This is a genomic window from Acinetobacter sp., from assembly GCF_041919735.1.
Lineage (GTDB): Bacteria > Pseudomonadota > Gammaproteobacteria > Pseudomonadales > Moraxellaceae > Acinetobacter.
This window is the reverse complement of record NZ_JAYRTF010000002.1, coordinates 169,996-184,488: the sequence shown is the minus strand read 5'-3', so window position 1 is coordinate 184,488 and position 14,493 is coordinate 169,996. Positions and strand designations below refer to the sequence as shown.

The window sequence follows — 14,493 nt, the reverse complement described above, 5'->3', positions numbered from 1 at the left end:
ATAAGAATGGGCTTATTCCCAACCCAAAAGTGGCGCTCTTCAACTTATTGATGATGTTTTGCGACAAGACTTTGGAAGTAAGCAATACCATGCTCACTGATGCCTGAACGCTGTTGGTCAGTCATGATTCGGCCTTGACCGCGATAACCGCGTGATTTCAAACCACGCTGTACGCTTTCAACCAGATTTAAATCTTCTGGACGGAAGACATGCTTGTACCATTCGATTAAATCTTTTTGCTCTTGGGTCAATTCTTCATTTAAGAAGTAAATGTCGTAATGCTGTAACGTGGTTTCTTCATCGACTGGAAATTCATAAATTGCCGTCATGAAGTCGCCACCTGGTGGTACGTTGAACATGGTGCTCGGCCAAGTCCAAAAACCGCTGAAAGATGGATCTACAATCGATGGGTCTAATTTGAATGATTTTTCAGAAGAACGTGCATAACCGAACTGTAAAGTCCAATTTTCATGAATGGTATGCCAGTATTTATCCACTTGTACTGAATCAGAGAATCCAGGATGTGCAGGACCGCAGTGGTAGCATTCCATGTAGTTATCTACGATCAGTTTCCAGTTTGCTGCTGTATCGGTCACAAAACGTGCTGCAAGTTTCAGGTCTTTTACCACTTTGCACGCTTCATCAAGTTTTTCAGCAAAACCTGGCAGTTGGTCCGCAACACATGTTGCTTCTGGATCCATATTAATGAAGATAAAGCCAGCATGCTCTTCAACTTTTAAAGACACTAAGTTCGAGCCTTCTTTGTCGAAATTCGCTACATTTTCACAGTTGCGCGCCAATGCCAATGAACCATCAAGTTTGAATGTCCATGCATGATATGGGCAAGTGATGACATTCTTAGACTTGCCAGCACCTGTTAATAATTCATGCCCACGGTGTGGACAAACGTTATAGAACGCACGCAATACGCTATCTTTACCACGAATCACGATAATATTTTCACCAATAATTTTACGGGTGAAATATTGATTAGAATTTGCAACTTCGCTGCAGTGCCCTACGCAAATCCAGCTTTTTGCATAAATTTCTTCTTTTTCTTTTTCAAAGACTTGTTTAGATGTATAGAACGCTTTTGGAATCGTCCATGCATTATCCGCATCCAAACAGAAGTCCTCAGGTAATGTATCCACTGCCTCTACAGTAGGAATCTTCTCAAGTGAATTCATCGTATTCTCCTCACTAAAATTGAATTTTGATTTCTTAAAAATTAGGCTGTAAAAATTTTAATAACGCTTCATATACCGCAGCAACTTCATAGCAATCCCGCAACAGCGGCAAACAATTACCACGCAAACCTATGCCGGTATGCGTTTCCACACATGGATTTAAGCGTCGCAATTGCACCAATAAATCTGTATTTGCTTTATGGCAGGCATCATATTCGGTTAATGCAACAAAACAAGGTGGAATCGTTTCTGTCAGCTCAGGTACGCTACGCAAAGCATGCTGAGCAGAAATTCCTGTCCATTCCTGCATCAACTGTTGATCTTCAACTTGATAAACCAAACTTTTTGGTTGATCCGCTAAAGCGTTTTTAGTCACAAATGATGGAAAAATCAAGGCCAATGCTTTCGGTTGTTGCTGCGACGATACGGCTTGCTGAACGTTCAATGCCAATGCGGCACCTGAACCGTCCGCCACAATGACAGCTTGCTCAGGGCGAATATTCCACTTTTCCGCTTGCGCATAAATCAACTGATACGCCTCCAAACAGTCTTGCTGTCCTTGTGCCCAGTCAAATTCGGGCACTAGGCCATATTCTGCTAAAAAGACTTTGACCTTTAAATCTCGTGCCAACTGACGGGCAATGTATTCATGTGAATCCGCACTGCCGACAACATTGCCACCACCATGTACATAAAAAATCCAAGACCAACCATCTTCAGGTTCAACACCTTCAGGTCTAAACACACGTAGATCAATTGCATGTGTTGATAATCTCAACGTTGCATCTTCGATATACATTTCTTCAGTTCTTGGCAAAGTGTAATGTTGCTGGAAGGCAGCATAAGCCGCACGCAGAGAGTCAATATGCTGATCAGCAGGGCTATAAACACCACTCCAGTAATCAAACATTTGCATATCTTCAGTGAATATCGGCTGATTGTTTTCCATCATGCTGACTCCTTTTCCCGCTCTGGATTGAATGTTTGCTGGATCAATCCATCATTGCTTTCTTGAATGCGTTTGAGCGTGTCACTTTTCTCACCTTTTTCAATCATATAAGAAGGTAATTTTGCATAATCATCCCGTAGCCAACGTACCAGACCAAAGGTTTGTACCAAAATGATTACAATAAAAGGTAATGCTGTCACAATGGTTGCCGCCTTCATGGTATCCAAAGGCGCTTTGGAGAAAATCATCGCCAATGGCACAAGGGTCAACATTACACACCAAAACAGGCGAATATTCGGCGATGGATCTTGTCCTTCCTGTAAATCTTTCGAACAGGTTGCAGACACGGCATAGCCCACAGCATCCATATGCGCCGCAAGGAAAATCACCATGATCGCCAAGAAAATCCACATCATCACTGTGCCGCCAGGCAGCAGACTCAGCAGCTGTGCAATTGCAACTTCACCACCTTGACTGCTCAGCACTTCAGGCACATTGACCACACCATTGAGGAATTGATAAATACTGTAGTTTTCCATGATGCCAAAGAAAATCCACATTCCTGCACTGCCGCCAAGCACCATCGCCAACAGCACTTCTTTAATGGTACGGCCTTTAGACACTCGAGTTACGAAAAGTGCTACACCCGGTGCATACGATGTCCACCACAGCCAATAAAATACGGTCCATTCACGGGTGAATTTGCCATCGCCTAATGGATCCGTAAATAAGCTCATGCTGACAAAGTTGCTGAACATCACGCCCATACTGGTAATGGTATTGTTTAAAATGAATTGGCTCGGACCAAAGAAGAAAACGTAAAGCGCAAAAGCAAAGACGGCGTAGCACACCATCGAACTGAGACGCTGCATACCTTTGTCCATACCAACATATGAACTTAAAGCAAAGAGCACAGAAACAAAAAGCACAATAATGGCATTGGTCATAAAGGTATTAGGAATACCTGTGAGTGCTGACAAAATATTGGTAAAGGTAATTGCGGTGAGCACTAAAGAAATAGTTAATGCGCCAAACATACACAGCAGAAACAGCAAATCAATGGAACGTCCAACCATGCCTGTCGCTTTAAAACCAGTAATCGACTCAATGATGGCCGCTAAGCTCAATCCCTTATTTTTACGAACATGGAAGCTATAACATACAGAAATGGACGCTAAGGCATAAATTGACCATGCGCTAATGGTCCAGTGAAACATAGTGTACGGTACGCTGTACTTCAATGCTTCTGGTGTTTTAGGTGCAATATTCAGACCGGGTGTTTGATAATAATAAGCCCAATCCAGAAACCCCCAATAAAGAGTTGAAGATCCCAAACCCGCCAAAATAAACATGAAAATCCATGAAGATGTACTGTATTCAGGTTTTCCTTCCCCTAGCTTAATATGTCCATATTTACTGAAAGCTAAACCAGTGACAAAAATGCAGGCAAAAAAACCGAATAAAAGCACAGGGGCAGAAAAAATCGAGGTGCTCCAATATAAAATCTTTTCTGCAAATGCAATTGATTCTTTTGAATAAATTGCAAGCGCAAGTACCGAAAGGAAAACAATGGATAAGCTGACACTTGCCAGTACCTTATCCATTTTGACCTTATTGGTTTTACTATCCATATTCATAAATCCTTATTGATGAAACTCGATCACGGTTGATCAGTCCCTATGAACAATTTGTGATCAATGCTGTTATGATTACAGCGCTCACTTCATCAGTTATTGCCCTACAGTTCACATGAACGGTTAAGCGCAATGAATGAATACACGTTCAAAATAGGTATTAACCGCCCCACTCTTAGCGAAATGGTATAGTTTTGAAAATCGATACTGATCAATATGATGTTCATATCAAAAGGAATTTAGTTTTGGATTTAAATGTACAGGTGTCACGAATCAAATTTGATATCGATTAGCTGTCTTTACTCCCTGTATGCCTTATAGTAAAACCACTCAGCACATTCCTTCATCAGCAATTGTTGCGATTTTCCAGATCTTCACCTTGAAAATTCCATTTCGCTTCTTAGCACATTTCTCAGACGCTAAGATGCTTTTTCAGGCATCAAAGATCAACAAGGTAATCATTAACCCAATGGACACGAATCGTGAATAATCTACCTAACCTTTCGGACTTAAAGGTCTTTTGCGTAGTTGCGAAGAGGAAAAGTTTTGTTGCTTCTGCAGATGAACTTAATGCATCACCCGCTTATGTCAGCAAGCGGATCAATATTTTAGAAAATAATTTGAATTGCACATTGTTCCATCGCAGCACTCGTCATGTCAGCCTGACGGAGGATGGAAAATTAATATTGGAACGAGTATCCAATATTTTAAATGAATTTGATGAACTCAGTGACCTCATCAATAATCCACAAAACACGCCTACTGGGCGTATTGATATTGTCAGCAGCTTTGGTTTTGGGCGTAGTCATGTTGCACCAATTTTATCCAAACTCATAACCATGTATCCTGAGTTGGATATTCAATTCAATACCATTGACCATACTGTAGATTTAATTCAGCACAGTTTGGATTTGGATATTTTTGTCGGCAATGATATTTCACCGAATATGATTGCGAAAAAATTATTGTCGAATTTCCGCATTCTGTGTGCATCACCACGTTATTTACAAATGAACAGCGAACCGGATGATCTGGATGAATTGGCCAACCATACCTGCTTAGCGATGAAGGAACGTGACCGGTCTCACCATGTCTGGAAATTACGAAGCCCGATGGAAGATGTCTCGATTTCAGTTCACCCCAAATTCACCTCAAACAACAGTGAAATCATCAAGCAACTGGTTATGGATGACCAAGGCATTATGCTGTGTTCCATCTGGGATGTGATGGATGAATTGCGCACAGGCAAGCTACAGCATGTTTTAACCAGCTATTGGCAAGATGCTGATATTTGGGCAGTTTATCCTTCGCGTTTAAAAAGTTCATCGAAATTAAAAACCTGTATTTTATTTATTCAAGCACAACTGCTCAATCGCTTGCAGCATCTAAACACTTTAACTCGAGGTAAACCGATCTTAGCTCAACCAGAGCAAGTAAGCTTGCCAACTGAAAAAGTTTTCTTGTAATTTATATGCATGATTTTAATCATTGATTAGGGTAAACCGTTTTATACGACTTACCCTCTTTTTTAAATATGAAATCTCAACACCTGAGCATTGAGTCCATTTTTTGATTAAAAATAATAGCCGACCGCTAAATATAAAAGCTTATTCCAATCCTTATTGTCCCCTTCTGCCAAAGCCTTCGCTGTTCCGCCAATCATGGCATCATTGCGTGACCAGATATATTCAGCCTGCACACCCACTTTTTTATAATTGAATGCCAAGCCTGCAATCACACGGTTGGAGTCTTTGTATCCCGCTGCATCTTTAAAAAACTGACTGTAGGATAAATAAGGCTTGATTCCTGTAATGCCTTTAAATTCATTTTTGACACTGTAGTTCAACTCAGCTAGGGCATATTTTCCATCATTGGCAATATTATAAGCATAATCAAATGCACCCAGAGTTGAACTATTCGGCATCAATTGATTTTTATTGTCAATTTTTTGCTGACCCACCAACATCATCAATTGCCAATCTTGATAATTGGTGGTGCTAAAAATATTCCAATTGCTCTTATGCCCTGTGTCATGGGTCTTTTTATTTTCTAAATCCGAATACCAAATCGAGCTGCCAATTTCGGAGGAAAAGCGATTTTCTACATCCCAGGTGATATTTTTCGATACACGCGCCACCCACATATTTTTTTCTTGGATATTAGTTCCATTTTCCAGATCATCCGCTTCGACAAAGTTGCCTGTGTAACGGCTGGCATCTTTGGATGTTCCTTTAAAATTACCGCCATCTGTTGGGTAATAACCTAAAGTTAAATTGTAATCTGGATGTTTCAATTGATATTTTAAACCGAGATTATGGACATCTTCATAACCTAAAGTGTTGAACAGCGTTTCATAATAGCTACTGCCCCAAAAGCGCCCAAAGCCAAAATCGACAGGCTGTAAGCCAGCACTTAAAATTTGCTGATCATCAATTTTATAACCTGCCCATGCGCTATGTAAAAAAACTGCATCGCATAAACTGTCATATTGATAACAGCGCACATCACTTTGCGCTAACCAATTTGGATTTTCATAATTCAGCACCAATTTTAAATCAGCAAGCTTCCAATCACTATTTGCACCTTCAGTTGCATCATCCGCAAAATCTTTATGTTGATAGCGTGTGCGTATTGCACCTGAAACAGCGAACTGCCCTGCTTCAGCCTGTTTGTCACCCCATGCCAAAGCATCTGCATAGCTAAGAGAACTGCTACATAAAGCGACTGCCGCACAGCAAAACCTTAATTTTTTCATCGCCAACATCCCTGATTAAAAGGGATACAACTTGAATAATTTTAGCTATTTGATCAATGCATCATTTATAAACTTGGTCTTCACATTATGTGTTTAATCTAAATAGTAGCGTGGCTTTAGAGCAATCAGGAACTATTTCTGTATAAACATTTCCAGCACGTTTTAGCAGTCCAAACACAATGGTTTTATCAGAAGCTCCACGACCGCATTTTTTACGTATACGACGAGCACCGAAATAGGATTCATCGAGTTCAACAACACCATTGAAAGGTGAAATTTTTTCGAATTCCAAAGCAATTTTTTTGCGAATTTTAATGAAAATAGAATTAATAGAACGAACCGAAATATTGGTTAATTGGGCGGTATCAGTTGCAGTAAAATCTATGGTAAAAAAGCTAATAATTGAACAGAATTTCGCTTTACTGATTTTAGAACGAGAATAATATCTATTTTTAAGTGTCTTAGTTCAAATCTGATTAGACTTTGGATGAAGCCTGTGACCATACGTAAAGAAAGGCGAAAGAGAGATTTGATCATTAAACGGCATTGAATTGCTGTATCTGAATAAATTTGACTTCGTCCATACTTACCTTGCGGCTGTACATACCATTGAGTTGTAGAATTAAATCAAATTAAAATATTATCTCACTTAATTAAAGCTTGGTTATACGAAGGTCAATTGATTGTGCTATAGCTTTTTTTTTTGGGGGGGGGGAGGCTTCTTTATTTTGAAATTATATTGCTGAAGAAACCATTAAAAATAGGTTTGTGCAACAAAGCCTATACGTACTATGATCATTAAAAAAACACTCTCTAATTCAATAAAAACACAGTTATTGATTTAAATTATAGATATTTTCAATATTAATTTAAAATCCATATTTTTCATTCATTCTGATTTAAAAAGCTGAATTCCTAGATTTAAAAAACACACTAAAGAGCGTTAAAAAAATTATTTTTCATAACACTTACAGCCATAAAATAACAATCATTATATTTTAAATAATGCTAAAAAATTATTTTAAATTATTCTTGTAAACCGTTTCTTCAAGCATAGAAATAATATTTAACTGCGATGGGGTTAAATTCCGCTCTGCATACCACACAAGTCCAATATCAATATAAATATTTTTCATGGTTAACGGTAAAATATCAACAATATTTGCTTTTTTAAAATATTCAGCGACTTGGCAGGATAAAAAACCTATGGACTCCGTTTCCTGAAGCACTCCAATATTAGTCAGTGTAGATAGAGATTCTACATAACGCCTAGATAGGTTTACATGATTAAAAAGCAGGAATTCTTCAATCACATTTCGGGTTGTCGCAAACTCAGGAGGAAGCACCATTGGAAATTCAGACAAGTCATTCCAGCTCAGATCAGGCTTACTGACCAATGGATGGCCTTTTTTAACCACAACAACAATCGGATCCTTGTACAAATGTTTTGTTCTAAATTCGATGCCTAATGGTTTTGCAGTTAGATTTCCAATCATGATATCAAGTTCGCCAGTACGAAGCAGTGACAACAGTACATCCGAACTGCCCTCTCTGGCACTGATGCTCGTTGAAATCATTTCATTTTCCACTCGCGCAACAAAATTTGGCAGAATGGAAAGTGAAACAGCGGGTAACAATCCGATCGCGATACGGGTTGCCCGGCCTTCACTGATCGCGACCAACTCGTCCCTTGCGGAAGCAATTTCATTCAGTATTTTTTTGGCATGCTTGACCAAACAGATACCTGCTTCAGTCGGAAGCATTCCTCTTGTAGTCCGGTCAAAAAGCCGAACATTCAAACCTTCTTCAAAGTCTGCAAGGGTCTTTGAAATAGCTGGCTGAGTCACATTCAAATAATTTGCGGCCTTTCCGATATGTCTAAACTCATCTAAGGTTACAAGTAATTGCAAATGCCTTAATTTAAGATTTGAACGTAAATACTGATCTATCTTTGCCATATTATTCCCGAATATAAATCCATTTATTTTAGATTAAATACATTAATATAATTTCATCAAATAATCCATATAAAGCTCATAACCTTTTTATTATAAATCAATCTTTAAATATAAATGGACGGATTAACTGGTTCAGGCAAAATTAAAATTCATAGATCAAAGCCAAGGAAGCACTGATGTATTTTAAACGTTTAAAAAAAAATTCGGCCCGACATATTTTATGGGGAATAACACTAAGCTGTTTTAGCTTAGCGGCTCATGCAGAATTCTGGCAAAATAATCAGGCAGGCCTATCATGGAGCAATCAATACTACGAACCAGCCAATCCAGAACGAGTATCTAAAACCATCCTGAATTTCACACATTTAAGTGGTGATGATCTTGGGAGAAATTTACTTGTCGCCAATCTTTATCTCTCTAATGATAAGGACCCCAAAGCAAATGGTGATGGCGGAGCCACTGAATACTACGTATTTTATCGCCGTTACTTTTCCTATAATTCCATTTTTGACCATAAAATTGACAATAAGCTAATTCGTGACGTCAATCTGACCTTAAGGCTAGATAAAGGTCTAAAGAACTCAGCGCTAGAGCCCAATCCAACCAAAGGCCGTGCGGGTCTAAGCATGGATTTTAATGTTGCTAAAGGTTATTTAGAAGCCGGCGCAGATTATTACTATGAAAGCGCCAATAATAATTTCACCGGAGGCCGTTTCAACTTTGACCCAACTTATGCGCTTTGGGCTAATTTCGGTTTTCCTGTACACGACAAAGGCTTTATTGATGGTTTTGTAGACTATGTTGGCGCTACAGGCCCAGGATATTTTAATGTCAATGCCAAACCTTCAACGCTGTTTCAGATTAACTACATGTATGATGTTGGCGCTAAGGATGGACTTAAACTAGGTTTTGGCTATGAATATTTCCGCAATAAATATTTAAATGATAACCAAAAAGACCCTTATGGCCATGCCACGCACAGTGCCCCTTTTATTGCAGCGCGCTACGCTTTCTAATTGAAGCAAATAAAGCCATTGCAGCAGCAATGGCTTTATTAATTTGACTGACAAAAAAATCCAGAAACAGTTGCCTGAGTCTGGATTTTTTCTTTTTCAGCGGATATGCAGTTTAATCTCCGCTACCCCTTGTACCGAACCTTCGAGAAGATCACCGGAAATCACAGGGCCAACCCCTTCAGGCGTACCTGTAAAAATCAGGTCACCGGGCTGCAGCTCATAATAGGTCGATAAGTCTTCAATAATTTCAGCAATATTCCAAATGAAATATTGTGTATTTGATGACTGCGTTGTTTGGCCATTCACTCTCAATTCAATATTGACTGCATTTACATCTACCTGAATATCTTCAGCCGGAATAATATCTGACATAACCGCAGATTGAGCGAAATTTTTACCTGTATCCCAAGGCTTTCCTTGATCTCGTGCCGCAAGTTGAACATCGCGTCGTGTCATATCCAAACCGCATGCATAACCATAGATATAGTCAAATGCATGTTCTGCTTTAATATTTACACCTGCTTTTCCAATTGCCAAGACCAATTCAATTTCATGATGATAATTCTGAGTCTTTAACGGATAAGGAATAGCGCTCCCCGATGGAACATAGGCTGATGCATCTTTTAAGAAATAAAAAGGAGATTGTGTCGTTTTATCCACACTAACCCCCATTTCAGCAGCATGCGCCATATAGTTTCGCCCCACGCAAAAAATACGGTTTACTGGAAATTTACGCGGCTGGTTTACCACAGGTACTAGTACAGGCGGTTTGACTGGAAAAAGTGTTTCAGCTGACATTCTGACTTTCCTCATTTTTAAACTAAAAAACAGAGGCAGTGCTGCGGACTGCCCCTAACAGGGATTAACCGAGAATGGCTGTTGCTTCAATTTCAAGCAGGATTTCAGGCTTCGCCAGAGACTTCACCTCCACCAATGTACAGGCTGGGAAATCTCCTTCAAAAAATTCCTTGCGGGCTTTCCATACGGCTGCATTATTGGCAATATTGGTGACAAAGATAGTCATTTTGACAATATTATTCATACTGCCGCCGGCGGCTTCGACCATATCCTTAATTTTCTGAAAAATAACCTGTGACTGCTCATATTCAGCCCCAAGCACTGTTTCACCATCAGGCTGACGCGCGGTCATACCCGAGATAAACACCTGATTTCCCACTTTCAGACAGTTTGACCACATGCCTGGCGCAGGTTCTTTTACAGACGGAGAAATAATGCGTTCTTTTAACATGCTGTTTTCCTTGTATTACTTTACTGATTCAATTTTCCCATTTCGATTCGCATCTGCCGGCTTACAGGCTGATGCGTGAATCCCAGGCGCTTTCCCCGCCCCAGTTAATGCATACGCTCTGACGGCGCACATAGCCTTGCCAAGCATCTGAACCTGCTGTACGGCCGCCGCCGGTTTCTTTTTCACCGCCAAATGCTGCGCCAACATCAGCACCGGTTGTGCCCATATTGACCCGGACAATACCGCAGTCACTTCCTGCCGCTGACAGGAATAGCTCAATATTGCTCAGATTTGAGCTGTGGATACCTGAAGCCAATCCCTGCGCCACACCATTATGAATGGCAATCGCTTCTTCAAGATCGTCATATGGCATCACAAATACGATTGGGGCAAAAGTTTCATGCTGCACGCAATCCCATTCAGGCTGCACATCCGTAATCAGACACGCTTCGACATATAATCCTGGACGATCTATACGCTGACCTCCGTAGACCACTTTGCCTCCGAGATCCTGCGCACGTTGCACAGTGGCCTGATATTCCTCTACAGCGGCAGCATCAATCAGTGGGCCGACAACAGTATCTTTTTCACGCGGGTCACCAATACGGATCTGATCAAATGACTGTTTCAGCAACTCAATCAATTCATTCATGACACTGCGGTGCACAATCAGGCGGCGGGTACTGGTGCAGCGCTGTCCTGTGGTGCCAACGGCGCCAAACGTAATAGCACGGGCAGCAAGTTTTAAATCCGCCGTTTCATCAATAATACAGCCGTTGTTACCTGAACATTCGAGCATATATTTACGCCCTAAGGTCGCACCAACGACATTTGCTACTTTTTTACCTACACCTGTAGAACCAGTGAATGACACCATGTTCACACGATTATCGCGGATCATCAGCTCAGCCACATCATTCTGAGCAGGAATAAACAGAGTAAAAACGCCTTCAAGCTTCATTTCCTGCATAGCCTGATTGGCCAGTTTCTGCATGGCGATCGCTGTCAGCGGCACTTTTGGACTTGGTTTCCATACCACCGTATTGCCGCCAATGGCAGCCAGAAAACCATTCTGCGCCCACACTGCTGCCGGGAAATTATAGGCGCTGATCACCCCCACAACCCCTAGCGGCAGCCATTGGTCATACATCCGATGCTTCACTCGCTGAGACTGCTGGGTAAAACCGTACATCATGCGCGACTGGCCGGCTGCAAGCGTTGCCATATCCACCACTTCTTTCAGCTCTCCTTTCGCTTCCATCAGTGATTTACCTGTATCCAGCGCCACGATACCGGCCAATGCATCCATATTTTCCTGAACCAGCTGGCCAATTCTGTTCACCAGTTCACCGCGGCGAGGTGCAGGCACCATACGCCATTTCTTCTGAAAATCCACCGCAGTCTGCATGATTTCTTCATAGTCTTCGGCTGTGGAAGATGCAATCAGGCCTACGGTTTCATTGTCAGCAGGACAAATGGCGGTAATGACTTCCCGGCCTTCAACTGCAGACCATCCCTGTTTCACACCAAATGAACCGGCATGCAGCTGATCCAGGCCAAATGCCTTTAAAACCTGCTGTGTATCAAACAATGCATCTTCTGCATAATTTTTCTGTGCAATATTCATATCTGTTCCAACCTGTTTGCTTAATTTTCTTTCTTAACAAAATCGCCAATGGTTTCATCTGTGTGATACACAGGTTTTTCGTAATAGTGCGGCCCATCATAAATTTCGATCAGGCGGCTAAACTGATGCGCCAGCGTTGGGCCATGCGGGTTATCTTTGGGATTCATATAAAATGAACCTGGTTTCAGAGTCAGCCCGACATCGGTATATTCATATTCACCTTCGAGGCAGAACATAAACTGATTAGAGGCATGGGTATGTTTAACTGGAATGCAGCCGCCTTTTTGATATTCAAGCAGCGCAATCGTGGCGCCGGTTTCAATATTCTTCCAAAGAAAATACTGACGGAACCCATACTCAGGAAAGTCAATCCACTCATCCTCATTCAGTTCTGTAGTATTGAGCAGTACTTCCAGGCTTTTAAATGTCTCTGCATTGATGTTCATCGTTATCCTTCCTATTTCTGTGCACTTTTCCATGTACTGTATTCCTGACGGCTTTCTGCCGTTGCAGGAAAAAGCCCAAAGATGGATCTTCCCTGCTGAATCTGCATGGCGGCAAATTCTTCATACTCAAAAGCATCGAGCGCTTCATCTGCCACCTGATCAACAAGCGCCTGCGGAATGACTGCTATGCCATCGCCATCGCCGACAATAATGTCACCGGGATAAATGGCGACACCGCCGCAGCCCACCGGTTCATTCAGGGAAATCGGATGCAGCGCGATCGGGGTTGCAGGCGGTGCATTGTGTTTCTGAAAACACGGCAAACCAACGGCATGGATGGCAGGAGAATCACGGTATCCTCCATCTGTAACCACACCGGATACACCTCGATATTTCAAGCGCGCAGCCATCATGTCGCCCATGCTGGAAGCTTGGGTACAGCCAAAAGCATCAATCACCAGCACAGCGCCAGCTGGACACTCTTCAATTGCACGGCGGTGCATATTGTCATCACGGCTATAATTGGCCATATTATCCAGATCTTCACGTGCAGGGATGAAGCGCAAGGTATAAGCAGGGCCTACCAGCTGCTCCTGTGCAGGGCTGATTGGAAAAATGCCGTGCATCATGACGTTCTTAAAACCGTGCTTCAGTAAAACATTGGCAATATTCGCCGTACCAACCCGCATCAGTTTTTCGCGGGTCGGGGCTTTTAATTCATATGTCATGAGATCTCCTACTGGAAAAATTCCAGTTCTGGCGCCATTCCCCACTGCGTGGTTTCAGTTGCAGTACCGTTGAATTTCACCGGCTGTGCATGATGGTCAAGCATGTCACCATCGGTGTAGTGCTCTACCCTGAAACCAAAGGGGTCTTTCCAGTAATCAAAAATCTGGCTGCCCAGCATGTGCCGTCCAACACCGCAATCCAGCTGATAGCCCTGCGCCACCAGATAATCATGTGCCGTCATCACCGCATCGAGGTCAACCACTTCAAATGAGCAGTGATGTACGCCCACCCAATCGGACTGTAAAATCAGAATGGCATGATGATCGACTTTTTCGGCGCCATGATTGAAGCGCAAGAATGTTCCAACAATCGGCCCATCTTCACCAGGCGGGACAAAATAATCTGAATGCAGCAGATCAAAGCGCTCTTCAAGCCATTTCACCGATTCGTCATGATTGCTCACATGCAGTACAAAGTGCCCCAGCTTGATAGCTTGGCAAGGTTGACGCTTGACTCGTATGCACTTGTTCAGACGGGGTTTAAGATCAGCATTGTTAAACTCAAAAGCTTTACGCTCTGTGGTTTCCACATGCTTATCCCGCCCCCAGATGGCTTTGATTTCAAAACCATCCGGCATAGTCATTACCACTTCATAGCCGCCGCCTATTTCATTCGAAGGCTGCATTGCTGATGAACCTTCAAGCTGAGCCAGTTCAATCAAGTCTTCCTGACTCGACACTTCTATTGAAGCCCCGATAAAATGCTGTTTATCAGCACGATGCGTGGTATGAATATGATGCTGTTCGCCACTGCCTCGCATATACAGCACATCATCCGTCTTGCTCACACAGCTCAACCCAAAATCCGTCATGAACTTTTCCATGAGTGCCAGATCAGGTGCAGCATAAGTTACCTGAGCAATTTCAATCGGTTTTGCCATATT

General features: G+C 41.9%; 13 protein-coding genes and 2 pseudogenes. 2 read left to right on the top strand and 13 right to left on the bottom strand.

The window, feature by feature from the left end; translation table 11 throughout:
• Positions 1–44: 44 nt before the first annotated feature.
• Genes cntA through ACE3T3_RS01970 form a run of 3 tightly spaced genes read right to left on the bottom strand, consistent with a single transcriptional unit; the run spans position 45 to position 3,767 of the window.
• Positions 45–1,187 carry a carnitine monooxygenase subunit alpha gene (cntA, locus tag ACE3T3_RS01980; RefSeq protein WP_374663531.1) on the bottom strand — a complete coding sequence of 381 codons (1,143 nt, stop codon included), beginning with the start codon at positions 1,185–1,187 and terminating at the stop codon, positions 45–47.
• 34 nt (positions 1,188–1,221) lie between these two features.
• Positions 1,222–2,139, bottom strand: a complete 918-nt coding sequence (locus ACE3T3_RS01975) for an alpha/beta hydrolase (protein ID WP_374663529.1) — start codon at positions 2,137–2,139, stop codon at positions 1,222–1,224.
• The gene (locus tag ACE3T3_RS01970) at positions 2,136–3,767 is read right to left on the bottom strand and encodes a BCCT family transporter (RefSeq protein ID WP_374663527.1); all 1,632 of its coding nucleotides are present in this window, start codon (positions 3,765–3,767) and stop codon (positions 2,136–2,138) included. Before ACE3T3_RS01970 ends, ACE3T3_RS01975 begins: the two co-directional genes overlap by 4 nt.
• A gap of 485 nt (positions 3,768–4,252) precedes the next feature.
• Here ACE3T3_RS01970 and ACE3T3_RS01965 point away from each other — a divergent pair, with 485 nt between their 5' ends.
• Entirely contained in the window at positions 4,253–5,236 is a 984-nt protein-coding gene (locus ACE3T3_RS01965; protein WP_374663525.1) for a LysR substrate-binding domain-containing protein, read from the top strand.
• Between the two features lie 107 nt (positions 5,237–5,343).
• On the opposite strand, the gene ACE3T3_RS01960 is transcribed toward ACE3T3_RS01965, so the two are convergent.
• The 4 genes and pseudogenes from ACE3T3_RS01960 to ACE3T3_RS01945 all read right to left on the bottom strand — a co-directional run bounded on the left by ACE3T3_RS01960 (position 5,344) and on the right by ACE3T3_RS01945 (position 8,483).
• A complete protein-coding gene (locus ACE3T3_RS01960; protein ID WP_374663523.1) occupies positions 5,344–6,525 on the bottom strand; it encodes a hypothetical protein in 1,182 nt (393 codons plus the stop codon).
• A gap of 103 nt (positions 6,526–6,628) precedes the next feature.
• Positions 6,629–6,952 (bottom strand): annotated as a pseudogene (locus ACE3T3_RS01955) (transposase); the annotation flags it as partial.
• 44 nt (positions 6,953–6,996) lie between these two features.
• Positions 6,997–7,209, bottom strand: a pseudogene (locus ACE3T3_RS01950) (transposase); the annotation flags it as partial.
• Between the two features lie 332 nt (positions 7,210–7,541).
• Complete coding sequence (locus ACE3T3_RS01945) at positions 7,542–8,483, bottom strand: LysR substrate-binding domain-containing protein (RefSeq protein WP_374663521.1); 942 nt, start codon at positions 8,481–8,483, stop codon at positions 7,542–7,544.
• 176 nt (positions 8,484–8,659) lie between these two features.
• On the opposite strand from ACE3T3_RS01945, the gene ACE3T3_RS01940 reads away from it, so the two are divergent.
• Positions 8,660–9,499 (top strand): hypothetical protein, encoded by an 840-nt coding sequence (locus ACE3T3_RS01940; protein WP_374663519.1) that lies wholly within the window; start codon positions 8,660–8,662, stop codon positions 9,497–9,499.
• A 96-nt stretch (positions 9,500–9,595) separates the two neighbouring features.
• Here ACE3T3_RS01940 and ACE3T3_RS01935 read toward each other — a convergent pair whose 3' ends face one another.
• The 6 genes from ACE3T3_RS01935 to ACE3T3_RS01910 form a co-directional block, all read right to left on the bottom strand.
• Positions 9,596–10,297, bottom strand: coding sequence for a fumarylacetoacetate hydrolase family protein (locus ACE3T3_RS01935; protein ID WP_374663517.1), 702 nt, complete (start codon positions 10,295–10,297; stop codon positions 9,596–9,598).
• 64 nt (positions 10,298–10,361) lie between these two features.
• On the bottom strand, positions 10,362–10,748 hold the full coding sequence (locus tag ACE3T3_RS01930; RefSeq protein ID WP_374663515.1) for a RidA family protein: 387 nt from the start codon (positions 10,746–10,748) through the stop codon (positions 10,362–10,364).
• 61 nt (positions 10,749–10,809) lie between these two features.
• Positions 10,810–12,375 carry an aldehyde dehydrogenase family protein gene (locus tag ACE3T3_RS01925; RefSeq protein WP_374663513.1) on the bottom strand — a complete coding sequence of 522 codons (1,566 nt, stop codon included), beginning with the start codon at positions 12,373–12,375 and terminating at the stop codon, positions 10,810–10,812.
• A gap of 20 nt (positions 12,376–12,395) precedes the next feature.
• Positions 12,396–12,821, bottom strand: coding sequence for a cupin domain-containing protein (locus ACE3T3_RS01920; protein WP_374663511.1), 426 nt, complete (start codon positions 12,819–12,821; stop codon positions 12,396–12,398).
• An 11-nt stretch (positions 12,822–12,832) separates the two neighbouring features.
• Entirely contained in the window at positions 12,833–13,549 is a 717-nt protein-coding gene (locus ACE3T3_RS01915; RefSeq protein ID WP_374663509.1) for a ribonuclease activity regulator RraA, read from the bottom strand.
• A gap of 8 nt (positions 13,550–13,557) precedes the next feature.
• On the bottom strand, positions 13,558–14,490 hold the full coding sequence (locus tag ACE3T3_RS01910; protein WP_374663507.1) for a VOC family protein: 933 nt from the start codon (positions 14,488–14,490) through the stop codon (positions 13,558–13,560).
• Between the last annotated feature and the right edge of the window lie 3 nt (positions 14,491–14,493).